Raw genomic sequence first — 23,264 nt, forward strand, 5'->3', positions numbered from 1 at the left:
GTTATTTTCAGTTTGGGCTTATATTGAGGGGTATTACCCCCTATTTGCCAGCTGTATCCTCTCCGTTTCGGAGAGGGGCTTCAATATCCTGAGTTGGGTACGAAAAATTAGGGTTTTTAAGCCTCTCCCCGCTTCGGGGAGAGGAATGGAAGTGGGGTTCTTTAGAATCTGTCGAACTCACGTTAAATTAGCGTTTGTAACCTCAAGATGTTGAAAATTTAGATGGCAGTTAGTAGCGGTTAATATGAGGATAAAAAAGCGATCGCCCTCGTAATAGAGCGATCGCTTTCTTTACTTCAATCTCAAATTATTAGACCAAAAGCGTTTGCAACAAGGGTCTATCTTCTGATAACTTACCTGTACGCAACCATTCATTGAGTTCTTCTGGCGCTGCGGCTTGCTGGAGACGTTCCCGCAATTTTACGCCTTCCAGAATTTCTTGTTGCAGTAGTTCTTGTGCAGTCTCTTCTAGTAATGTGCGGTTATGTTGCAAAATACTTAAAGCGATGTGATGGGCATTATCTAATGTCTGCTTCACTTCGCGGTCAATTTCCTCTGCGACTTGAGGACTGATCGAACGGCGTGGATTTCCATAGCCTTCGATAAATTGCTGTTGAATCTTTTCAAATGCTACTGGCCCTAGTTTATCACTCATTCCATAGATGGTGATAGCGCGTTCTGCCAAATCAGTAGCTTTTTGAATATCGTCAGACGCACCAGTAGACACCTTTCCAAAGACAACTTCTTCAGCCGAACGTCCACCCAATAACGTTGCAATCCGTCCGCGAATTTCGTCTTCAACCATCAAAAAGCGGTCTTCTTCTGGCATTTGGATTGTGTAACCCAATGCACCTACACCACGAGGAACAACGGATATTTTTTCAACTTTACCAGCCCCAGGCATTAAAGCACCAATGATCGCATGACCAACTTCGTGATAAGCTACGGTCTTCTTCTCAGTTTCATTTAACACGCGAGAGCGTTTTTCTAACCCAGCCACCAAGCGCTCGATCGCTTCGTTAAAATCTGCCATGATGACCGCTTGCCGATTTTGACGAGCCGCTAGCAGTGCGGCTTCGTTGACTAGGTTGGCTAAATCTGCCCCAGCAAACCCTGGTGTGCGGATAGCGATGGTAGCTAAGTTAACATCCTCAGCTAATTTGACATTTCTCGCATGAACTTTGAGAATCGCTTCGCGACCGATTTTATCAGGTCGATCAACTACAACTTGGCGGTCAAAGCGTCCGGGACGGCGCAATGCAGGGTCAAGGACTTCGGGACGGTTGGTAGCGGCGATAATAATTACGCCTGTATTGGCATCAAAGCCATCCATTTCGGTAAGTAACTGATTAAGGGTTTGTTCCCGTTCATCATTACCACCCACAAATCCACCAGCACCACCGCGAGATTTACCCAGTGCGTCTAACTCATCGATAAAGACGATACAGGGAGCTTGTTTTTTAGCTTGCTCAAATAAATCGCGGACACGTGCAGCACCGACACCAACGAATAATTCGATGAATTCGGAACCAGAAATACTGAAGAAAGGAACCGCTGCTTCCCCAGCGATCGCTCTGGCTAACAATGTCTTACCTGTTCCAGGAGGCCCTACCAGTAATGCACCTTTAGGAATTTTCGCTCCCAAGCGGGTGTATTTGTCAGCATTCTTTAAGAAATCGACAATTTCTTCTAGTTCAACTTTGGCTTCATCGACACCAGCAACATCAGTAAATTTTACACCTGTGCTGCCATCAGAAGAGATACGCGCCTTGCTTTTACCTACCGTCAACGCCGCCGGGCCCCCTCCCTGACGATTCATTAAAAATCCCCAAATCCCGAAGAAAATTAATGGTGGAGCTACCCAGCTAAGTAAAGTACCCAGCCAGCCATTTGGATCTGGTGCTGGAGCTGCAAACTCAACATTATGCTCGCGGAGAATCTTCGGTAAATCGAGATCGAGAGCTACTGGTGTAGTAGTTAATACCTGTTCAGCAGCTTTGCCGTCGGAGGTTTGATTTTTGAGAACATACTCAATGCGATCGCTACCTACCATCGCCCGCTCAACTTTACCCGCTTGTACCTGAACAATAAAGTCGCTATAAGGAACTTGCGGCAATCGTGGACCTAAAAAACTTGGAACAATAAAGTTAAGCAGCAACAATGTAGTTAGTAATATCAGGAAGCTACCCCCGAACTGCTTTACTCTAGAAGGTTTCAATTTATTTTTGTTATTATTTTCAACAGGCATTTTTGATGTACCCTCAATTGGATTTTATCGTTAGTCATTAGTCATTTGTCCTTGGTTTTTAGAAATGATTAATAACTAGTTTTTCAAGTTAGTAGCAAAGCAAATAAACCAAATAAAGCAATGTCATCAAACACACCAAGACTGTTAGATACCAATGTGCGCAAGAAATTGCTGAGTGACAGTTGCAAGTGCGGAACGTGAATTGCAAAGTTTTGTATCTGTTAGGTCTATTCTAGAAACTAGATGGCGTAGACCAAATTCGTGTATACCCCACAGAACAATGCGTATTGCCGAACTTTTATGGAAAATAAGCTGGGATTGGTTGTGAAAGTGTTTCTACTCTCGATGATGCTCTCGCTCTTGATTAAGTACGCAGCGCCGAGTTTGATGATTCCGGGGACAGATACAATCGCCCTCGTTATGGTTCTGTTACCTGCTGTGATTATGGCGATCGCTTTATTGTGGCGATTCCAAGGACAAAAACAAAATTAGCTGATAACCCTGTAGGCGGAAGTTGCTAAAATCAACTAACCTAGCTGCATGATCTTGAGAATGCAGCTTGCCAACTGCTGGGAGTCTACCTGTGAACCTAGGTCAATGGATCGGCTTAATCGCCATCATCCTTTCTTTATATATCTTGTGGCAAATTAAAGAAGTACTGTTGCTGATGTTTGCCGCAATTGTATTAGCTACAACCTTAAATCGCCTAGCACGATGGTTCCAACGCTGGGGAATCAGACGTGGTTTCGCCGTCCTTCTCGCGGTTGGCATCTTTTTTGCCTTGATTGTAGGCTTTTTCTGGCTGATTGTGCCGCCATTTGCAGCGCAGTTTCACGAACTCACTTATCGAGTTCCCCAAGGTTTTGAACGCTTTAATAGTTGGGTTAATACCTTAAAAACACAGGTTCCCAATCAGCTAGTACCTTACATCCCCGATATAGACAGTCTGATCCAACAAGCACAGCCATTTATCAATCGACTAGTAGGAAACTCTTTTGCCTTTGTCTCTGGCTCGTTAGAAGCTGTCCTCAAAATTCTACTAGTGCTGGTTCTAACAGGAATGTTATTAGCCAATCCCCAGGCTTACCGTAAAGTATTTGTGCGTCTTTTCCCCTCATTTTATCGGCGGCGAGTAGATGGGATTTTGGATAAGTGCGAAACTTCATTAGGGGGATGGGTAATAGGCGCACTCATTGCTATGGGCGTAGTCGGACTGATGAGTGTAATTGGCTTATCAGCTTTAGGCGTGAAGGCGGCATTGGCTTTAGGTGTTTTGGCAGGATTTTTAAACTTGATTCCTAACCTTGGCCCGACAATGAGTGTAGTTCCAGCAATGGCGATCGCACTTTTGGATGCTCCTTGGAAAGCTGTTGCTGTATTGATTCTCTACTTTTTCATTCAGCAGGCTGAAAGTAATTTCATTACACCAGTCGTCATGGCTCATCAAGTTTCTTTACTACCAGCTGTGACATTAATTGCCCAGTTATTTTTCGTGACTTTCTTTGGTTTTTTAGGATTATTTTTAGCGCTCCCTCTGACTGTTGTCGCTAAAATTTGGTTGCAAGAAGTCTTAATTAAAGATGTTTTAGATGAGTGGGGACATAACTCTAAAAAAGAGGCTGAGTTAGTGATAGTTTCTAACTCTCCTGGGTTAGATGATCCTTGGGGAGAAAATAATCCAGATATTCATGCAGAAAGATCGATTGATGATGCTGTACAGCAAGAAGATTAGTAAAGCTGTGCGAAATTTACAACCATTTGATAAATGGTTAGACCACACATCGTAGGCTGGGAATCGCCCATTAAGATCTGCTCTCATGGACGTTTGAAGTACTGATGAGCACTGCCCAACCTACAAATATCGCAATCAAGCAACTGGGCCATCAGACATTAACTTTTACCCTTTACTTTTAAAAGAGTCTAGCCACTCTCGGACTTGCTCGCGGGCAATATCACGACCACCAAGACCAAAGGCTAAGGCAATAGCAACAGCGATCGCGCCTAGTAAAAGCCCAAATGCTAAATTCACAATGTCGCTAGCAACGCCAATCTGTCGCAGTGCCATTGCTGATACTAGAGTAATGATGGCAATCCGCGCCACTTGTCCTAAAATTCGTGCTTGAGGATTCTCAGAACTGGCAATGATACTAAAAGCTAGATTTGCCAAGAACAAACCAATGCCAAATACCAATAATCCGGCTATAATTCGCCCGAATATAATTAAAATGCCGGATATCAATGCTGTCAGCGCTGCAATATTTAGGATATTGACTGCTGCAACCGTCGCAAACAACAGAATGCCGACGAAGACGATAATCCCAACAATTTCTGATGGAGTCCGGGTTGGAGTCGATACTGGTGCGCCTGCTTCTGTGTATACGGCTGTTTGTCTCGGTGATGGCAAACCCAGGACAGCAAAAATATTGTTAAAGCCCAAACTAGTGAGGATAGTAGTAACCAGATCTGAAACAAACCGCCCCACAAAATAGCCAATAATTAGAATTGCTATGGCTGTAAAGATTGCGGGTAAGGCATTGAGAATTTGTTGTAGCATGGCGATCGCGGGAACTGAAATCGCATCAATTTTTAAAGCATTGAGTGCGGCGATCGCTACTGGAATCAAAATTAAAATATAGACAAGTGTGCCGAGAATATTTGACAACGGTTGTACACCCGCACTTGGAGAGAGTCCAAACCGACTACCTAAATGGTCTATTCCGGTTGCAATCAGCAAGTTAGTGACAATTCGACGGATGATATTAGCCAGAAACCAGCCGACAGCAGCAATTAATGTTGCTGCTAAGATATTCGGCAGAATTGACAGAATTTCTGTAATCAGAGCTTTTACTGGTTGTAGCGCCTCTCTTAGCCCCAGAGTATCCAGAACGGGGACGAGAAACAGTAAAAAGATGAACCAATACAGAGCATTGCCAATCGTTTCACTTAGAGATAACTGAGACACTCCGGTGGTAGCATCTTGTGTTTCTTGATTTAAACGCTCATCCAACCTTAAAATCTGGAGTCCGCGGACTGTAATAATCTTGACAACCGTAGCAAGTAGCCAAGCAACACCCAAAAGAATTGCCGCACCAACCAGCTTTGGTAAAAACCCCACAAGTTGATCGAGAAAATTATTGAGTGGTCGAGAGGCTACTTCCAGCCCCAAAGCTTGTAATACAGCTACCGCCGTCAACAGGATGATACTCCAAAAGACTAAGCCGGAGATTAACTGCTCCACCTGAGGAACATCCTCTCGACCAGTTACCCCTGAAGCAATGCGGTTATCTATGTTTGTGCGATTGAGGACTTTTCGCGTTGCTTTTGCAACAAAAAAAGCAAGTATCCAACCAATTGCCAAAATTGCCGCTGCTCCTAGCAAGCGGGGTGTAAACAGAATTATCTGGTCAAAAATAGCTTGAAGATCAGTAGTTCCCTGCCTCACGGCTGGTGGGTACGGTGGTAGACTTGGCGATTGTGCCAAAAGTGGCTGCACCCTCATCGACAAACCAATTTCCATTACCTGGATTCTTCCTAGCCAAGTTGCGTTCATGGTTTTTCGGAATTAAGAGTTAATTGTTAAGCCAGAACACTTAAGGTACTTCTGGCGTAGATTGTGATGCACAAACCGGCATCCCCGTAAGTTCACGAGTATTTTGCTTAACAATTTAACAGTAAAAACATATATGACATGCGGATCAAAAGTAATTTTTAACTAAATTCGCGAGGCGGTAATTCCTCCACTATGATGACGAACTCTTGGTTATTAACAGCCGATTTTGAGTTACTCTAAGTGCAGCAGCCGCATCAAAAATGTAGAATGTCGCAAGTTTTGGAACAATCAATTCAAATTAATGCCACAGCTACGGTGGTGGAGCACTGTATTACCGATCTAGCCCTCATGCACCGATGGCTTAACCCAGTTTTACGTTGCGAACCTGTAGGCAAAGTTTGGAGTACGGATGTAGGTAGTCAAAGTCGTTTTATCATCCAAATTCCTGTAATTCAGCCTACCTTGAACACTGTTGTCGTAGAACGCCAACCAGGTTTAGTTGTTTGGGGATTTAAAGGATTTTTTCAAGGACGCGATCGCTGGGAATGTCAACCAATATCCAAGGGAACGAACCTATTAAACCGTTTTGAGTTCGATATTCCCAACCCCCTAGTAAGTTGGGGCTTCAATACCTTTGCAGCATCTTGGACAAAAGAAGATATGCAAGCCCAACTGCGCCGCCTCAAACGAGTGGCTGAAAGTGTGTAACAAATTTAGTCAATAGTCAACATTCAAGAGTTATTTCTCCCCTGTCCCCCTTATCCCCTCATCTACCCAACTCAGCCAACAACCGTCGGATTGCGACTGAATCCTCTGCGTCAGGAACTTTGGTTAGATAAGTTTGCAAGTCGTCAGCAGCTTGGGGGTAGTAACCGAGTTGATAGTAAATAAGACCGCGATCGCGTAATTCTAAGCTCACGCCAGGAAACAACAGTAAAATTCGTTCAACCGCAGCTAAACTTTTTTCTAAATTTTTCTTTTTGAGGTAAATAAATTTGAGATTCGTTAGCATCCGTGCCAAAATTTGTCGATGGCTGACTGGAACTAAAAATTCTGGCTGTAACTGCACAGGTTGCTGAAACATTTGAGATAGCCGTTCTTCACAATCTTGAGCAAATAAAACTTCACCCCGATTGAATGCATCCACAAAAATTTCCATATCTGAAATATCTGGGCGGATCAGGAAATGTCCGGGCATTCCTATCCCCACCATTGGAAAATCAATTCGTCGGGACACCTCCATATAAACTAGAGCTAAAGTAATAGGAATGCCTAACCGACGGTCAATTACATCATTTAAAAAGCTGTTGCAAGGATCGTAGTAGTCTGCTTTATTCCCAGCAAATCCTAAGTCATCATATAAATAGTGATTTATACTTTGAATCACTCGTAAAGGATACCATGAATCAGGCAAGCGTTCTTGTAGTTCTGCTGCCATTGTATCGAAGGTATTCAGGTATTCTTCTGGGTCAAGGTCAGGATATTCTTCCTGTGCAATATATAAACTTGCCTTTACCAGGTCGATTTTCTCGTCAGACTGCTGAATCTCCTGGTAAAAATATTGTCTCGCTGACGAGAAATTCATAAGCACTTGCTCGGTGGAAGTATGAGGTTGAAGCTGGTCAACTGATAGCAGTTTTCCGTACCTACTTTTATCTTAAGGATATTCAGAAGATTTTGAAAATTTAATTTTTACAGAGGTTGCAGGCACTAAATATCTCCAAAGGATGAAGATTATTTAATAAGTTTTTCTATGTCAACAATCACCATTTTCCCTTAACATTCTGATTTTCTAGCTGTTTTTGCTATTTCAGTATAAAGACACAAATCAAAATAAGTATGTAAAGAAGGATAACTATATTACCACTCTCTTACCTTGTACCTTGTGCCTGATGAAAATAACCAATATTTACGCGAATCTAAACAATCTGCTTATTACCTTGATATTAGAAAATTCCATTGTGGAGGATTGTATCCTCTATCTATAGGAATCCGATTTGATTATTGTAAAAATCTACGTATATGTAGGGGAGCCATTTCTTCGGTTCAGTTAAGAAAATTCCTCTGTGGAGATAAGGGAACCTGGCCGTGCCAATAGAGTTGAACTTGCTTATACAAAGTGGAAGACTTTTGCATATGAGCTAGTTGCGACAGGCCCAACTACTCGTCTAGCTTTTGAGGATCTATGATGAAGCCTCTAATAGTCTGGGTGCATACCTAGATGATCTGAAGATAACTGCTGTTCCTGAACCTGCTACAGCTTTGGGTTCTTGGCTGTAAGTGCGGTTGTTGCTACTTCACTGCACAAGCGCAAACAGCAACAGAAACCTACGTATTAAAAGTATAAATTAGTTAATACTACTTATAAAGATGCTGTGTCTACCGTTGCTAGACATAGCTTTTTAAATCTGAGGTTACTTCAGACAATTGACAAACTAGCTTAATTTATTCTCTGAGACCCCAGTCTTAAGAATCAATTTATGGCGGTGAATGGGGTCGTTCAGTGTTAATCTGAAAAGTGACATTACTTCATCTTATGTCGTCTACGACCCTATCTGAAATATAGCTTCAATCATTAGGCTCAGCATGGTCACCACCGCAGAAAAAACAAACATCGGTTACATTACCCAAATCATTGGTCCTGTTGTAGACGTTAAGTTTCCCGGCGGGAAATTACCGCAAATCTACAACGCTTTGACCATCAAAGGCTCCAACGAAGCTGGACAGGAAATCAACCTGACTGTTGAAGTACAGCAACTGCTGGGCGACAACCAGGTGCGGGCTGTTGCTATGAGCTCCACCGATGGCTTAGTGCGTGGTCTGGAAGTCGTTGATACTGGCGCTCCCATTAGCGTGCCAGTTGGTAAAGCCACCTTGGGTCGGATCTTCAACGTCCTGGGCGAACCCGTAGATAATCAGGGGCCTGTAAATGCTGAGGCAACATTGCCTATCCATCGAGAGGCTCCCAAATTCACCGATCTGGAAACTAAACCTTCCGTATTCGAGACTGGAATCAAAGTTGTTGATCTCCTAACTCCTTATCGGCGTGGTGGAAAAATTGGTCTGTTCGGCGGTGCAGGTGTTGGTAAGACCGTGATCATGATGGAGTTGATCAACAACATCGCTACTCAGCACGGTGGAGTATCTGTCTTCGCTGGCGTGGGTGAACGCACTCGCGAAGGTAATGACCTCTACAATGAAATGATTGAATCTGGGGTAATCAACAAAGATAACCTCAACGAATCGAAGATTGCTCTGGTTTACGGTCAGATGAACGAACCACCTGGAGCAAGAATGCGGGTTGGTCTTTCTGGATTGACAGTAGCAGAGTACTTCCGTGACGTGAACAAGCAGGACGTACTGCTGTTTATTGACAACATCTTCCGGTTCGTACAAGCAGGTTCAGAAGTATCTGCGCTTTTGGGACGGATGCCTTCAGCGGTAGGATATCAGCCTACTCTGGGTACTGATGTGGGTGCATTACAAGAACGGATCACCTCAACTACAGAAGGTTCTATTACCTCTATTCAGGCAGTGTATGTACCTGCGGATGACTTGACTGACCCTGCACCTGCAACCACCTTTGCTCACTTAGACGGAACAACAGTGCTGTCTCGCGGTTTGGCTGCTAAAGGAATTTATCCAGCTGTGGACCCCTTAGGCTCGACTTCTACCATGCTTCAGCCCGACATTGTAGGGGATGAGCATTACAGCACTGCCCGTGCTGTACAGTCAACTCTGCAACGTTATAAAGAACTACAGGACATTATCGCCATTCTCGGTCTAGATGAATTGTCTGAAGAAGACCGTCTAATTGTGGCGCGCGCACGTAAGGTTGAGCGCTTCTTGTCCCAGCCGTTCTTTGTAGCGGAAGTATTCACTGGTTCTCCTGGGAAGTATGTGAAGTTGGAAGATACCATCAAAGGATTCCAGAAAATTCTGTCTGGTGAGTTGGATGACTTACCAGAGCAGGCTTTCTACTTGGTTGGCGATATTAACGAAGCGATCGCCAAAGCTCAAAAAATCAAAGGTTAGTCATTGGTCATCTGTCATTAGTCATTAGTGTAAGTGCTAGTGACTAATGGCAAATTACAAAGCGCAAAGTTGAGCCAGTCGTGTGGTGAGGCAGCGCGGTCTTGGGGGTTTCCCCCATGAGCGACTGCCGAAAGGGTCCCCCGACTTGAACGAACTGGCGTTGAGCAGAAGTTTCCTTCCTACACCCTTGGGTGTAGCCCTTGCCGTAGGGTAGGGGTTGCCGAAAGCATCAGACGGCAGTTCCTTTAAGCGGGGTAGCCCCGCCAACAGACTGCCTCAACTTTGTAACAGAGGACAAAGGACAAAGGACAAAAGACAAATGACATTAACCGTTCGTGTAATTTCCCCAGATAAAACTGTGTGGGATGCCGAAGCTGAAGAAGTAGTTCTACCCAGCACCACTGGTCAGCTAGGTATCTTGACTGGACACGCACCGCTTTTGACCGCCTTGGATACAGGTGTAATGCGAGTACGTCCCAGCAAAAATCAAGATTGGCAAGCGATCGCTCTTTTGGGTGGCTTTGCCGAAGTTGAAGAAAATGAAGTCACAATTCTGGTAAACGGTGCTGAACGTGGCAGTGCTATTGACCTAGAACAAGCTCGTGCTGCTTACAGCGAAGCACAAACAAAGCTAAATCAGGTAACAGCAGGCGATCGCCAAGCCCAAATCCAGGCAAACCAAGCCTTTAAACGCGCCCGCGCTCGGTTTCAAGCTGCTGGTGGTTTGGTCTAAAATTATACTTTGGATTTTAACTTCTGAGGGTGGGCTATTTGTCCACCCTTAAAAATATATTCATTCCGCTAAAAAAATTACACCAAGTTTAAGAAATTTTGTGCCGCCCAAGTGAAGTGATAACTTAGATAATTAGTTGCCCAGAAGGGCACACATTATGAATAGGTTTCAATCTTCCTTTGGTAAGCGCAAACAAAATAAATTAGTTCGTTTTGCTGGATCTGTTGTTGCATCATTAGCAATAGCTGGTAGTGTTAATTATGCTAATGCTGCTAAGGCAACAACCGTAAGAACACTTACAACAAACGAAATCGCCTCAGTTTCAGTCCAACCTGCGCAGCAACAACCCGTTATTGCTCAGTTACCAACCAGTACTACTCAATACCAGGCAATGCAATTGGTGCCTGGGGGAGTAATCCCAATTATTATTTTGGGGGGTGTGATCGTATTTGTCCCCCTATTCTTTGGTGGTTTGGTAGTGATTGGGGAACGGGAAGTTGGCATTGTAGTCAGGAAATTTACCCTCTCCGGGCGTGGACTGCCGGCAGGACGGTTGATTGCCCTGAATGGTGAAGCAGGTTTGCAAGCAGATACTCTGGCTCCTGGTTGGCATTGGGGTTATTGGCCTTGGCAGTACTCAGTTCGCAAAGAACAGGTAGTCGTTGTGCCTCAAGGTGAAATTGCCCTGATTGTAGCGGCAGATGGCGCATCCAACCCGCCAGAACGCATCCTCGGTAAAATTGTCGATTGCGACAACTTTCAAGATGCTCGAAAATTCCTTACCCACGGTGGGGAAAAAGGTCGTCAAATGGGTTTTTTGACGGCTGGTACTTACCGCATCAATACCGCTTTGTTTAAAGTGCTTATGGCATCAAATGCCACGGCTCATGGCATGAATCCAGAACAGTTGCGGGTATATAGCCTACCATCTGACAAAGTTGGTATCGTTACTACCTTAGATGGTCTGCCAATTCCCGGTGGTGAAATTGCTGGGCCGACAATCGCGGGACACGACAACTTTCAGAACGGACAGAAATTCATTGATGCAGGTGGACGCAGAGGCTTACAAGAGCAGATTTTACTCTCTGGTTCTTGGAACTTGAATCCTTGGTTTGTGCAGGTTGAACAAGTACCAATGACAGAAATTCCCATAGGCTATGTGGGCGTGGTCATTTCTTTCGTAGGTAAAGCCCAAGAAGATGTCAGTGGTGCCGCCTTCACCCACGGTAACTTAGTGAACCAAGGACATAAGGGTGTATGGGTTGAACCACTTTATCCTGGTAAGCATCCACTCAATTCCCGAATTATGAAGATTGAATTGGTGCCAACGACCAACATAGTTTTAAACTGGTCAGGTCGTACCGAACGCCACAGTTATGATGCTCAACTAGCCTCTCTGACAGTGCGATCGCGTGATGGGTTTGCCTTCGATTTGGAAGTAGCGCAAATTATCCACGTCGGTGCTTTAGATGCCCCGAAGGTGATTTCCCGCGTTGGTTCTATGCAAAATTTAGTAGACCATGTATTAGAACCCACTATTGGTAACTATTTCCGTAACTCTGCCCAAAACTGTACTGTCTTAGACTTTCTAACTGCTCGGAGTGAACGCCAAGTTGAAGCTGCGGACTATATTAAGGTAGCGCTACGAGCTTACGATGTACAAGCAATAGACACTTTAATTGGCGATATTCAGCCACCGGCGACTCTAATGCAGACACAGACCGACCGGAAAATTGCTGAAGAACAGCGTAAGACTTATGAAGTACAACAAGCAGCGCAAACTCAACGACAACAACTTGTCCGGGAAACAGCACTGGCTGATATCCAACAAGAAATGGTGAAATCAGAGCAGAGTGTCCATATTGCCGATTTGAAAGCGCAAGCCCAAATTAAACAGGCGAATGGTGAAGCTGAAGGTACAAAATTGCGGGCAATGGCTGAGGCGGAAGGTATTCGCGCCACAGGTAATGCTAAAGCTGAAACCTACCGCACTGGTGTGGAAGCTTTGGGGCCACAAGGTTATACAGCCATGCAACTGATGCAAATAATCGGCGATCGCAATGTCCGCCTAATTCCAGATATCCTTGTTGGTGGTAGCAATGGCAGCACTAATGGTTTAGTGGATGGGCTATTATCAATGATTTTATGGAATCAAACTGGCAAGCAAGGTGAAGCTTTACCAACACCATTGCATCCGCAACCAATCGTGAAAACTCAACCAAACGGACAAAGCAGTATTCCGCCAATAGTTGTTGATTTTCCTGTAGATAAGTAAAATTATTAAAACGTATTAGTTTTTAGGTAGTCAGCACTTTAGCGCTCAAGAATTTCTAAAGTGCTGATACTAATTCGATATGAAGTATTTTTTGTACCTTTGATTGAAACTTTCATACCGTTAATCAGCAATGTCTTAAAATTACTACTCTTGAGAATTCTCAAATAGAGATTTTAGATTATGTTTACCACTAACAACTCTGTTAATTGCGATCGCTAGTTTTTTCCATATATATAGTAATGAATTTTAAGCACAGGAGAGTATCAACCTAACAGCCCTACTCCTGTGCTGAATCAGAAATTTGTCCCCTAACCCAAGTGCGAAAAGCACGGGTTGTAGTGATTTCTCCATTCTGTTTACTCTCTTGAATAAATCGAGGCATTTCCCTCACTGCTACAGGCGTAAAGGTGGGGCTAACTTGGACTTCTAAATATTGCCCACTTTCTAGTTTGTAAATCCGCAACACACTGCCGTTGTAGCGCCAAAATTCGGGAATTCCAATTGCAGCATAAAGCTGCAACTTGTCTATTTTAGGCCTGGAGTATTCGACCTCTAAAACAAGGTCTGGCGGTGGGTCGGTTGACAAGTCTATATTTTCTTTGCCTCTAACTAAAAACTCATTTTGAATGTAGTAGCTGCTATCAGGCTCTCCTCCACGTTCTAAATCATCCCGTGTTAATGTTAGAGAGCCAGCCCGTTTAATCTCCAATCCCAACTCTTCGCATAGTACCACTACTAAGCCTTCAATTAGGCGGTTTGAGTTTTCGTGTGGCATGAGTGGAGTCATAATTTCTATTGTGCCATTGTCATAAGCCAGTCTATTTTTGCGTTCTGAACCCATCTCAGCCAGCATAGTTTTGAATGTCTGCCAGCTGATGTTCTCAAGTAAGACTCTCGTTTCTGCGGGTGTTGCGGTGGTCACCATTGTTTAATAAAGCTACTGTTATATCGAATTAGTATTACTACATTTATGTTAGATCTAATCTGGCTGATAACTCTGGCAGGGAAATTTTGCTAATACAAAATCGTTATCGTGTACTCCAGCTAATTGGTAAAGGGGGCTTCTGCAAAACCTACCTCGCTGTAGATGAGAATCAATTTCCCCCAGTTCCTTGTGTAATTCAACAATCATCCTCCCAAAATCAAACACCAGAAAGCTTTGTACAAAAAGCACAACAGCTAAATCTACTAGGCCAGCATCCTCAAATTCCTGCTTTACTGGGGCACTTTCAGGATGATCAACACTGCTACTTAATACAGGAGTTTATCGCAGGTAGTAATTTAGCTACCATATTAGAAGATGAAGGAGCTTTCAGTGAAAATCAAATTTGGCAACTTTTAGTAGATATATTACCAGTTTTGAAATTTATCCACGATCGCAACATTATTCACCGCGATATTAAACCAGAAAATATTATCCGTACAGCCACTGGAGAGTTAGTCTTAGTTGATTATGCTGTGGCTCAACTTGTTAGCGTAATTGACCAGTTTCGCAGTAAAGACTGCATCGGCAGCCCAGAATATATCGCACCAGAACAAGCAAAAGGAAAAGCAGTTTTTGCTAGCGATCTTTATAGTTTAGGTATCACTTGCATTTACCTAATGACCCAGATTTCGCCCTTTGATTTATATGATGTTGCTAATGATTGCTGGGTCTGGCAAGAGTATCTTAATATCAACTTAAATCAGCGCCTTACACAAATTCTCAGCAAACTGCTGCAAAAGTCCATCAGCCAACGCTTTCAATCAGTCGGTGGAGTCATGCTAGCAATGGGGATTGCAGATACACCCATTCATCAGCATTTATCTACGTCTATCAGCGGTGCAAAATTCCCCACTCCTCTGTGGCAATGCCTACATACATTAAGCAGTCTTCCTAGCGTATCTACGGGGATAAACTGTGTTAGTTTTAGCCCAGATAGCAAAACATTAGCTAGTGGTGATGACAAAATCATCAGATTGTGGGATTTAAATACTCAAAAAATCTTAGCTACCCTATCAGGGCATTCCCAAGCAGTAAAATCACTAGCCTACAGTCCTGATGGCAAGATATTGGCAACGGCTAGTGACGATAATACTATTAAATTATGGGATCTCAATCAATTCCAGGAAATCTGCACCTTAGTTGGACACTCACACGCGGTAAAATCAGTAGCTTTCAGTCCCGATGGGCAGATTATCGCTAGTGGTAGTTGGGATAAAACAATTAAACTCTGGGATGTAAATACTGGCAAAGCAATTTGTACCCTTACTGGTCATCGCTTACAGGTGAATTCAGTTGCGTTTAGTCTGCAAGGACAGCTTTTAGCCAGCGCTAGTTTTGACCGCACGATTTGCTTGTGGCAATTACCTACTACTGAGGTGTTGTTAAAATATAACGAAGCAACAGGAGAATTTAAAAACCGCCCAGATTGCACCTTGTTAGGCACCTTTTCAGGTCATGCATGGGCGGTTTTAACGATCGCTTTTAGTCCCGATGGGAAAATTTTGGCGACGGGTAGCGACGATAACACTATTAAATTATGGGAGGTAAACACTGGTCAGGTAATTACCACACTGTTAGGCCATTCTTGGTCTGTCGTAGCAGTGACGTTCACGGCTGATGGCACAATGCTGATTAGTGCTAGTCGCGATCGCACTGTTAAACTTTGGAAAGTTAGCACAGCAGAAGAAATTGCTACTCTTTCTGGCCATGCAGACTCTGTATCTACCGTTGCTGTTAGCCCTGATGCGCAACTGATTGCTAGTGGCAGCAGGGACAAGACCATCAAACTGTGGCAACTTGTAGAACAGCAGGGAGACTAATTGGGAAATTTCAAGCGCTACCTGTAAAGGCAACTTCAGGAAATTTCAACTGCGCTTCTGCCATTGGACGGTTTCTGCCTTCCTCTTGCCAGTAGTTAATTACTTCTGTGGCTTTATTGAGTAACTCAACCCGATCCAAATCGCTAATCCAGTGTTTAGACTCCAGTTCCTTCTTTAACTCTTCCCAAGCATCATTTCTGGGCCAGAAAAAGTACTTGGTTAGAGGACTTGTGCCTTTGCCTACAATTTGATCGACAGCAAGAGCAACGTTCTCGTCTAACCACAGAATTTTTAAAATAAACTTGGTCAATCAAACCTCCGGGGAATATCCAAGCATTACTTACTAAGTTCGCGATCGCTTATTTTAACGCAATACCTCACCACATGGCTAAAGAGTGATTGCTAATTAGCAGCCAGGATTAGATAATGAGCTTTTTTGAGTTTTCAATCTATACCATCTTATGACAGAACAACTTTCACCAAAAGCGATCGCAGTCTTCGATATTGACGGCGTTATTCGCGATGTTAGTGGTTCCTATCGTCGCGCGATCGCAGATACTGTCGAGTATTTTACCAATCAAGCTTATCGTCCGACACCATTAGATATTGACCAGTTGAAATCCGAAGGTATCTGGAATAACGATTGGGAAGCATCCCAAGAATTAATTTACCGTTACTTTCAATCTCAAGGACAGCCCCGCGCACAATTACAACTTGACTACAACACTATTGTTGGTTTTTTTCAATCCCGTTACCGAGGTACAGACCCCGAAAATTTCACCGGGTATATCTGTAATGAACCCTTATTATTACAACCTAGCTACTTAGAACAACTTACACAAGCTGGAATTGCTTGGGGATTCTTCAGCGGTGCAACGCGTGGTTCGGCTAACTATGTCTTAGAAAAACGCCTAGGCTTACAGTCTCCAGTTTTGATTGCGATGGAGGATGCACCAGGTAAACCAGACCCTACAGGACTTTTTGCAATTGTTCAAATCCTGGAAAATGGGTGTATGAATTTATCAACTGTATTATATGTAGGGGATACGGTAGCTGATATGTATACAGTTGAGAAAGCACGAAATTTGCACCCGCAGCGTATTTGGATTGGTGTAGGCGTTTTACCACCTCACGTGCTGGAAACAGCAGCCCGTCGTAATGCTTATGCTGAAACACTAAAAAAAGCGGGAGCAACAGTAGTTTTGAGCAACGTGGAGGAATTAACCCCAGGACAGATTCAGGAATTGGTAAAATCTTGATCTGAAAGATGGGTGCGATCGCCCATTACTTCTTAAAATAAACTACTGGGCAGCATTTACCTGTATGCAAAGCATTAAGTATTGATACTTCCCTAAGAAATCATTGGAGTTTCAAAAACTTATCCAAGGCTGCTACCAAGCTAGGCGGCCAACGGCGAGTATTTGTTACCCAGTTGATATCTTTGTAACGGCTATCCAATCCGACGGCTGCTACCCAGTTACTTTCGGCTTCGCCTTTTTGTCCCCCCACCCAGTATGCAGCTGTCAAAGCAGCACGCACATCGGCAAAGTTAGGATATTTGCGGGTGATGTTTCGCAATTCGCGGATGGCTTGGTCAGTTTGACCTGTTTCATAAAGCGCAACAGCATAGTTAGCGCGAGCAAAGGCGAAATTTGGAGCAATTTCAAAGGATTTTTTGTAATCAGTGATCGCATCTTCCCATTTTCCCAAACCTGCTTTGGCATTGCCGCGATTGTTATAAGCCATCGCATCCTTGGGATCTAGCTCTAGGACATGATTATAATCTGCGATCGCATCTTCCCATTTTCCCAACCCTTCTAAGGCTGTACCGCGATTTAAATAAGGATCGGTGACGTTCGGGGCAAGCTCTACGGCTTTGTTGTAATCGGTCAGTGCTGCTTGTAACTTGTTCTGGCTTACCCTAGAATTGCCGCGATTACTCCATGCACCAGCATTGGTAGGAAATTGCTCAATTATCTGTGTCCAGTAACTTTCAGCTGTGGCAAAATCACCCTGATTGGTAGCCGCAAAGGCTTTATTCGCCAACTCATCCCCTTGTTGTAACTGCTCTTGAGTCACGCTCGGAGGTTGGGATAGTGCCATGACTGGTGTACCCCAGCCAAACACAAGCAACAGACTGAGAAAAATACTAATTAACTTAATCATCTGGCTTTACCTGTGTCTATCTGCGGTTGAATCTCACAATTTATCATGGCGAAAACTTTCGCAAGCATCAAGGAGGAGAGCAGAAGAAGCTGGGGAACAGAACAAGAATAAATAGAATTTATTCTTGTGTCTCCTTGCCTCTGCGTCCCTGCATCTCCACGCCTCCTTGTCTGGGATGATTACAGCAAAGACAACTGTTCGTTAGGCGGCTTAAAACCCAAATGCTTGTATGCTGCGGTTGTCGCTGTTCTGCCACGGGGAGTCCGGCTTAAATAGCCAATCTGCATTAAATAAGGTTCGTATACTTCTTCAATAGTTTGGGTATCTTCACCTGTAGCGGCGGCTATTGTTTCTAATCCCACTGGACCACCATTAAATTGCTCAATAATTACACTCAACATCTTGCGATCTGTCCAATCTAAACCGCATGGATCTACTTGGAATAGTTGCAATGCCTCGGCTGCAACACTTTCATTTATTTCTCCGGATGTTTTAACTTCCGCATAATCACGTACTCGCTTCAGTAATCTATTAGCTATCCGTGGTGTTCCCCGCGATCGCCGAGCAATTTCTGTGGCTCCATCTTCTGTAATCGGAGTTTGGAGTAATTGAGCGGTTCTCAGTACAATTTTGCTCAGTTCGTCAACTTCATAGAATCGCAGTTTTTGCACTAAACCAAAGCGATCGCGTAGTGGTGAAGTTAAAGCGCCTACTCGAGTTGTGGCTCCCACTAGAGTAAATTTTGCCAGGGGTAAGCTTCTGATGCGAGCGCTGGAGCCTTTGCCAATGGTAATATCTAGGCGATAATCTTCCATTGCGGGATAGAGAATTTCTTCCGTCATCCGCGAAAGCCGATGAATTTCATCCACAAATAGGATATCTCCTGGTTTTAAGTTCACCAGTAGCCCTACAATATCCCGTGGACGTTCTAGTGCTGGCGCACTGGTAATTTTGTAGTTAACCCCCATCTCCGATGCTAAAATCATTGCCATTGTGGTTTTACCCAATCCCGGCGGTCCGTATAGTAGCAAATGATCCAGCACTTCACCCCGTGACTTGGCAGCTTTGATGGCAATATCTAGCACATCCTTTAAGTCTTTCTGCCCTATGTAATCGGCAAATCGCTGCGGCCGAATACTTTCTTCTTGTTTACCTTGTTCATCAATCGCAGCTTCAGGTTGCAAAAGTTCTTCATCTACAGAAGCTTTCACTGACTCCTGAGACTGCTTTTTTGGTTGTCCATTGGGGTCTTGAGGCTGTTTTTTCGAGGAGATAATCGCCATAATTCAGCTATCAACTTTGACTTGGGGACTGTGTGAGCGCTATTTTGATGAGTCCAGTCGGCGGTGTCGGTTTCCGTCCCGTCGCACTGGCGATCTTCGTAGCGGTAGCGACGTTCGCGTAGCGTCTCCCCTTGGGAGAAGGAGCGTCACCCGAAGGGCTACAAAACTAGACATAAACAAGGCATACAAAGATTTTCGCTTGAGAACACGCACGCCCATTTAAAATTTAAATTCCGGACAATTACCCAGGAGTAAAAAAATTATTATGTTATCTAAAAGAATCTTACCGTGCTTAGATGTGAAGGCGGGACGGGTTGTAAAAGGAGTTAACTTTGTCAACCTGCAAGATGCAGGCGATCCGGTAGAACTGGCAAAGGTTTACAATGATGCCGGTGCTGATGAGTTAGTATTTCTGGATATTACCGCGACTCATGAAGACCGAGACACGATTATAGATGTAGTTTACCGGACTGCTGAACAGGTCTTTATTCCATTAACTGTCGGTGGTGGGATTCAATCCTTAGAAAATGTTAAAGGTTTGTTACGAGCAGGAGCAGACAAGGTTAGTATTAATTCTGCGGCAGTACGTGAACCAGACTTGATTAATCGGGCAAGCGATCGCTTTGGTAATCAGTGCATAGTTGTTGCTATTGATGCTAGACGCAGAGTTGACCCAGGAAATCCAGGTTGGGATGTGTATGTGCGAGGTGGTAGAGAAAATACGGGCAAAGATGCCTTACTTTGGGCACAAGAAGTTGAAAAACGCGGAGCTGGAGAACTGTTGGTAACAAGTATGGATGCTGATGGCACTCAAGCTGGTTATGATCTGGAATTGACAAAATCTATCGCTAATACTGTACAAATTCCTGTGATTGCTTCTGGTGGTGCTGGCAATTGCGAACATATCCATGCTGCACTGACCGAAGGAAAAGCAGAAGCAGCATTACTTGCATCACTTTTACATTATGGGCAATTGAGCGTAGAACAAATCAAAAATTATTTGCGCGATCGCTCTGTGCCAGTAAGAATGCTTACCTAAACTATTATTTCTCCTTATATGCACATCTATCCTAGGTCAGAGACGCTTTCCCAAAACAGTGTTAATATAAATTAACTAGTATGAATAAATATTAATAAATATGTTGATCCCTATTTTATTATTTGATGTAGCGCTGGTGGCTTGGTCACTGCACCTAATGGAGAAAGCCTTTGAGCACAAGGAATTCTCTTTGATGTTGGCAGGCACCTTAGTTGCCCTCGCTGCTGCGGCTATGTTAGTAGTTTACTTTTTAATGGGGCACTGTATGAGCTACTTGCTGCAAGTATCTTAGCAAAGTGCTGAGTGTTTAGTTCTGCACTACAGCAATCATGCTTTAAATTAATTAATGACATATTTATAATTGACAAACTTTATTTTTTCAGGCATAATCAATAACGCATCTCAAGGGGTTATAGCTCAGTTGGTAGAGCGCTGCAATGGCATTGCAGAGGTCAGCGGTTCGAACCCGCTTAGCTCCACTTGTACATTAAATAATTGTTGTCAGTTTTAAAAAATTATTGTCCAATTTGACCAATCTAAAAGACATAAGTCACCTATTCTCTATTTCATAAAATATCGCCTGTCGAGGCGATCAAATTTAGTTCACAATTAATCCATTCTTAATATTAAATACTTTTTTAATTAAAATGAAGCAGAAAGACTGCCTCATCTCAAAGTTGTGTTTACGCCGCTAGATATCAGATGAATTGGACTTAGAATTAAGGCTACCTAAAGTTACCCCCAATTGCACAGCAACCATCCCAACTACCATACTACCTAACCAATAGAGTAGAGCTACTGTTGTATTGCCTTTATCTATTTGGGTAAATGTTTCTAATCCGAAAGTCGAAAAAGTGGTATAGGCACCACAAAAACCAGTTGCGATCGCTAACCGAATTTCCGGTGAAAGGCTTTTAAACTTTTGCTCGTTTAAGGTATAAAACAAAGCAATAATAAAACAGCCCATTACATTAATAAAAAACGTTCCATAGTAGGAAAAATCTTTACCAAAAGTTGCTTTGGTAAATTCAGTTATAAAGTAGCGTCCTAAAGCACCTGGAATAGCACCCAAAGCGATTGCCATGACGGTGCGAACAAAAGTATTTTGCATTATCAAAAGTTTTCTTTGTAATTCAGTAATTGGATACAAATTATTATTTTCGCTCTAGTAAATCGGTATTATCCTAAAATTAGCTGCGCTAAATAACGACCTAATATAATACCAATTACCGCTAAAATTGCACTGCCTGCCCAGTAAAAAATGCTGGCTCCCTGTTTACCATTCCGCCACAGCGTCAATGTATCGTATCCGTAGGTTGAAAAAGTTGTATAAGAACCTAAAAAACCAGTTCTTACCAGCAAATCCATCTCAGGTGGAAATCCTTGAATTCCCTTAAATAAGGTGAAGCAAAAGCCCATTAGTAAACAGCCTGTGAAATTGATAATAAAAGTACCGTAAGGAAAGTTTGTTCCTAAAGCTCTTTTGCAAAATTCCGTCAGATAATAGCGACTCACAGCACCAGGAATCGCACCGATAGCGATCGCAAGTACACTGAACAAAGTAACATTTTGCACTAATTAACACACCCCTTAGCTAATTACATCCACTCGCAAGGAATTTAACTACCGAAAGTCAAAACCCTTAAGAATTTAAGGTAATAGGACACGACCGTAAAGTCTAATGCTTTATAAGCATTCACGCCAAATCTGCACCTGTTTGCCGATAGCCATGCCTCAATGATTGCTCTGGTTGCAGCAGGGCGAGGGGTAGCCATCATGCCAAACGAGGCGGAAGCACTACCTTATCCCCAAGTTGTGTTTATGCGGCTCCACCATCCCATACACTACGCCCGATCGGCTGCCGTATGGCGGAAAGAAACACCTGCTAAATCTTTAGATAAATTTATCAAAATTCTGTTTGAGCATGTTCAAGAGTAATATCAGGTGCGGTTGCTCACCTGCGTTCGTTTTCATCTGATAAGGTATGTTATTGACTTTAGTCCTAACGCACCGTTAATTTACGACTTTTGGTCAACTAATGCCTGGTATTTCAACTTGTGGTCAATTAAATACTTGTAGATGGGTTTTTCTGCTGAGATCGCAGTTCACCTCATCACTGCGATCGCATACTCTATTGACTCCTCCCGCTGACACATATACAATTCAGATCGAGTAGAAGGGGAGTAGCTGCTGGTTTTGAATTACCAGCGCATCTGAATCAACATACTGGCGATGAGCCTGGTTCAGATGACAAATATTAGATATTTGGAAGCGAGACCTTCACTAAGTTCACACCAAAATGTGTGAAGCTTGGTGAAGTTTTAGCGCTTTCATCAAGCTTCACATCGTTCAACGATTTTTCAGGAGCTTGAGAGAGTGCTAACAGCTTTTACCGCAGGTTTGTTACTAATTACAGTTTCAGAGCTAGGTGATAAAACATTTTTTATCGCCGTAATTTTAGCAATGCACCACTCGCGGCGTTTAGTATTCATCGGGGTGATAGCCGCTTTAGCTGCAATGACAATCCTTTCGGTGATATTAGGACAAACGGTATCTTTGCTGCCAAAGGTTTATATTCATTATGCTGAAATCGCTTTGTTTATTGCTTTTGGTATCAAGCTCCTGTATCAAGCTAGTAAGATGTCTCCCGCCAGTTGTGATACGGAAGTAGTAGAAGAAGCCGAAGCTGCGGTGAAGCAAGCCGATTTACAATTACCTAAACGCAAAACGCAACTGGCAATTATCACCGAAGCCTTTGTTTTGACATTTATGGCAGAGTGGGGCGATCGCACGCAAATTGCTACTATTGCTCTAGCAGCCGGGAATAATCCAATTGGGGTAACTATAGGTGCAGTGTTAGGACACGCTATTTGTGCTGCGATCGCAGTGATTGGTGGCAAAATGATTGCAGGTAGAATCTCTGAACGTCAACTAACTTTGATTGGTGGATGCTTGTTTTTAGTCTTTGGTGTTGTTGCTGCTATTGAAGGAGCATAATCAAAAGCAAAGTTCAAATTGTTGGTGTCTTTGTGGTCAACAAATTATTTTTAAACTACGAAGACACTACGATACTAATAAAAATATCTTTTTGTACTAAAGTTTGGTTTAATCAGAAAGTGTATATAGTTTA

At 43.3% G+C, this 23,264-nt stretch carries 21 protein-coding genes and 1 tRNA gene; 13 read left to right on the forward strand and 9 right to left on the reverse strand.

What is annotated here, in order from left to right; translation table 11 throughout:
• Window positions 1–310 precede the first annotated feature (310 nt).
• Window positions 311–2,248 carry an ATP-dependent zinc metalloprotease FtsH gene (ftsH, locus tag BV372_RS10950; RefSeq protein WP_086686538.1) on the reverse strand — a complete coding sequence of 646 codons (1,938 nt, stop codon included), beginning with the start codon at window positions 2,246–2,248 and terminating at the stop codon, window positions 311–313.
• A gap of 300 nt (window positions 2,249–2,548) precedes the next feature.
• On the opposite strand from ftsH, the gene BV372_RS10955 reads away from it, so the two are divergent.
• Both BV372_RS10955 and BV372_RS10960 read left to right on the forward strand, forming a co-directional pair.
• Window positions 2,549–2,740 (forward strand): hypothetical protein, encoded by a 192-nt coding sequence (locus BV372_RS10955; RefSeq protein ID WP_086686539.1) that lies wholly within the window; start codon window positions 2,549–2,551, stop codon window positions 2,738–2,740.
• Window positions 2,741–2,831: 91 nt separating this feature from the next.
• Entirely contained in the window at window positions 2,832–3,980 is a 1,149-nt protein-coding gene (locus BV372_RS10960) for an AI-2E family transporter (protein ID WP_086686611.1), read from the forward strand.
• Window positions 3,981–4,145: 165 nt separating this feature from the next.
• Here BV372_RS10960 and BV372_RS10965 read toward each other — a convergent pair whose 3' ends face one another.
• The gene (locus BV372_RS10965; protein ID WP_086686540.1) at window positions 4,146–5,798 is read right to left on the reverse strand and encodes a mechanosensitive ion channel; all 1,653 of its coding nucleotides are present in this window, start codon (window positions 5,796–5,798) and stop codon (window positions 4,146–4,148) included.
• Between the two features lie 267 nt (window positions 5,799–6,065).
• On the opposite strand from BV372_RS10965, the gene BV372_RS10970 reads away from it, so the two are divergent.
• A complete protein-coding gene (locus BV372_RS10970) occupies window positions 6,066–6,506 on the forward strand; it encodes an SRPBCC family protein (protein ID WP_086686541.1) in 441 nt (146 codons plus the stop codon).
• 58 nt (window positions 6,507–6,564) lie between these two features.
• Here the strand turns inward: BV372_RS10970 and BV372_RS10975 are convergent, their stop codons facing one another.
• Window positions 6,565–7,383 carry a SirB1 family protein gene (locus BV372_RS10975; protein WP_086686542.1) on the reverse strand — a complete coding sequence of 273 codons (819 nt, stop codon included), beginning with the start codon at window positions 7,381–7,383 and terminating at the stop codon, window positions 6,565–6,567.
• A 1,001-nt stretch (window positions 7,384–8,384) separates the two neighbouring features.
• Between BV372_RS10975 and atpD the strand changes: the two genes are divergently transcribed.
• The 3 genes from atpD to BV372_RS10990 all read left to right on the forward strand — a co-directional run bounded on the left by atpD (window position 8,385) and on the right by BV372_RS10990 (window position 12,841).
• The gene (atpD, locus tag BV372_RS10980) at window positions 8,385–9,833 is read left to right on the forward strand and encodes a F0F1 ATP synthase subunit beta (RefSeq protein WP_086686543.1); all 1,449 of its coding nucleotides are present in this window, start codon (window positions 8,385–8,387) and stop codon (window positions 9,831–9,833) included.
• A 319-nt stretch (window positions 9,834–10,152) separates the two neighbouring features.
• Complete coding sequence (gene atpC / locus BV372_RS10985) at window positions 10,153–10,566, forward strand: ATP synthase F1 subunit epsilon (RefSeq protein ID WP_086686544.1); 414 nt, start codon at window positions 10,153–10,155, stop codon at window positions 10,564–10,566.
• A gap of 157 nt (window positions 10,567–10,723) precedes the next feature.
• Window positions 10,724–12,841: a flotillin family protein gene (locus tag BV372_RS10990; RefSeq protein ID WP_086686545.1), complete on the forward strand. Its 2,118-nt coding sequence runs from the start codon at window positions 10,724–10,726 to the stop codon at window positions 12,839–12,841.
• Window positions 12,842–13,118: 277 nt separating this feature from the next.
• Here BV372_RS10990 and BV372_RS10995 read toward each other — a convergent pair whose 3' ends face one another.
• Entirely contained in the window at window positions 13,119–13,766 is a 648-nt protein-coding gene (locus BV372_RS10995) for a Uma2 family endonuclease (protein ID WP_086686546.1), read from the reverse strand.
• Window positions 13,767–13,852: 86 nt separating this feature from the next.
• Here BV372_RS10995 and BV372_RS11000 point away from each other — a divergent pair, with 86 nt between their 5' ends.
• Window positions 13,853–15,646 (forward strand): serine/threonine-protein kinase, encoded by a 1,794-nt coding sequence (locus BV372_RS11000; RefSeq protein ID WP_086686547.1) that lies wholly within the window; start codon window positions 13,853–13,855, stop codon window positions 15,644–15,646.
• 10 nt (window positions 15,647–15,656) lie between these two features.
• On the opposite strand, the gene BV372_RS11005 is transcribed toward BV372_RS11000, so the two are convergent.
• Window positions 15,657–15,956, reverse strand: coding sequence for a 30S ribosomal protein PSRP-3 (locus BV372_RS11005; protein WP_086686548.1), 300 nt, complete (start codon window positions 15,954–15,956; stop codon window positions 15,657–15,659).
• Window positions 15,957–16,107: 151 nt separating this feature from the next.
• Here BV372_RS11005 and BV372_RS11010 point away from each other — a divergent pair, with 151 nt between their 5' ends.
• Window positions 16,108–16,905: a TIGR01548 family HAD-type hydrolase gene (locus BV372_RS11010; RefSeq protein ID WP_086686549.1), complete on the forward strand. Its 798-nt coding sequence runs from the start codon at window positions 16,108–16,110 to the stop codon at window positions 16,903–16,905.
• Between the two features lie 100 nt (window positions 16,906–17,005).
• Here the strand turns inward: BV372_RS11010 and BV372_RS11015 are convergent, their stop codons facing one another.
• Together BV372_RS11015 and ruvB are read right to left on the reverse strand one after the other, a co-directional pair.
• Window positions 17,006–17,812, reverse strand: a complete 807-nt coding sequence (locus tag BV372_RS11015; protein ID WP_086686550.1) for a tetratricopeptide repeat protein — start codon at window positions 17,810–17,812, stop codon at window positions 17,006–17,008.
• 179 nt (window positions 17,813–17,991) lie between these two features.
• Window positions 17,992–19,095 (reverse strand): Holliday junction branch migration DNA helicase RuvB, encoded by a 1,104-nt coding sequence (ruvB, locus tag BV372_RS11020; RefSeq protein WP_086686551.1) that lies wholly within the window; start codon window positions 19,093–19,095, stop codon window positions 17,992–17,994.
• A gap of 265 nt (window positions 19,096–19,360) precedes the next feature.
• Between ruvB and hisF the strand changes: the two genes are divergently transcribed.
• From hisF to BV372_RS11035, 3 genes are all read left to right on the forward strand, one after another.
• Window positions 19,361–20,134, forward strand: coding sequence for an imidazole glycerol phosphate synthase subunit HisF (gene hisF / locus BV372_RS11025; RefSeq protein WP_086686552.1), 774 nt, complete (start codon window positions 19,361–19,363; stop codon window positions 20,132–20,134).
• Window positions 20,135–20,234: 100 nt separating this feature from the next.
• A complete protein-coding gene (locus tag BV372_RS11030) occupies window positions 20,235–20,426 on the forward strand; it encodes a hypothetical protein (RefSeq protein ID WP_015128896.1) in 192 nt (63 codons plus the stop codon).
• Window positions 20,427–20,540: 114 nt separating this feature from the next.
• Window positions 20,541–20,613: transfer RNA gene (locus BV372_RS11035), tRNA-Ala, on the forward strand.
• A gap of 212 nt (window positions 20,614–20,825) precedes the next feature.
• On the opposite strand, the gene crcB (BV372_RS11040) is transcribed toward BV372_RS11035, so the two are convergent.
• Entirely contained in the window at window positions 20,826–21,245 is a 420-nt protein-coding gene (crcB, locus tag BV372_RS11040) for a fluoride efflux transporter CrcB (protein WP_086686612.1), read from the reverse strand.
• A gap of 68 nt (window positions 21,246–21,313) precedes the next feature.
• On the reverse strand, window positions 21,314–21,709 hold the full coding sequence (gene crcB, locus BV372_RS11045) for a fluoride efflux transporter CrcB (RefSeq protein WP_218776704.1): 396 nt from the start codon (window positions 21,707–21,709) through the stop codon (window positions 21,314–21,316).
• Between the two features lie 132 nt (window positions 21,710–21,841).
• On the opposite strand from crcB (BV372_RS11045), the gene BV372_RS11050 reads away from it, so the two are divergent.
• Complete coding sequence (locus BV372_RS11050; RefSeq protein WP_256973165.1) at window positions 21,842–22,072, forward strand: LysR substrate-binding domain-containing protein; 231 nt, start codon at window positions 21,842–21,844, stop codon at window positions 22,070–22,072.
• A gap of 438 nt (window positions 22,073–22,510) precedes the next feature.
• Window positions 22,511–23,131 (forward strand): TMEM165/GDT1 family protein, encoded by a 621-nt coding sequence (locus BV372_RS11055; protein ID WP_086686554.1) that lies wholly within the window; start codon window positions 22,511–22,513, stop codon window positions 23,129–23,131.
• Window positions 23,132–23,264: the final 133 nt, after the last annotated feature.

Origin of the sequence: Nostoc sp. T09 (genome assembly GCF_002154695.1) — a bacterium.
Taxonomy (GTDB): Bacteria; Cyanobacteriota; Cyanobacteriia; order Cyanobacteriales; family Nostocaceae; genus Aulosira.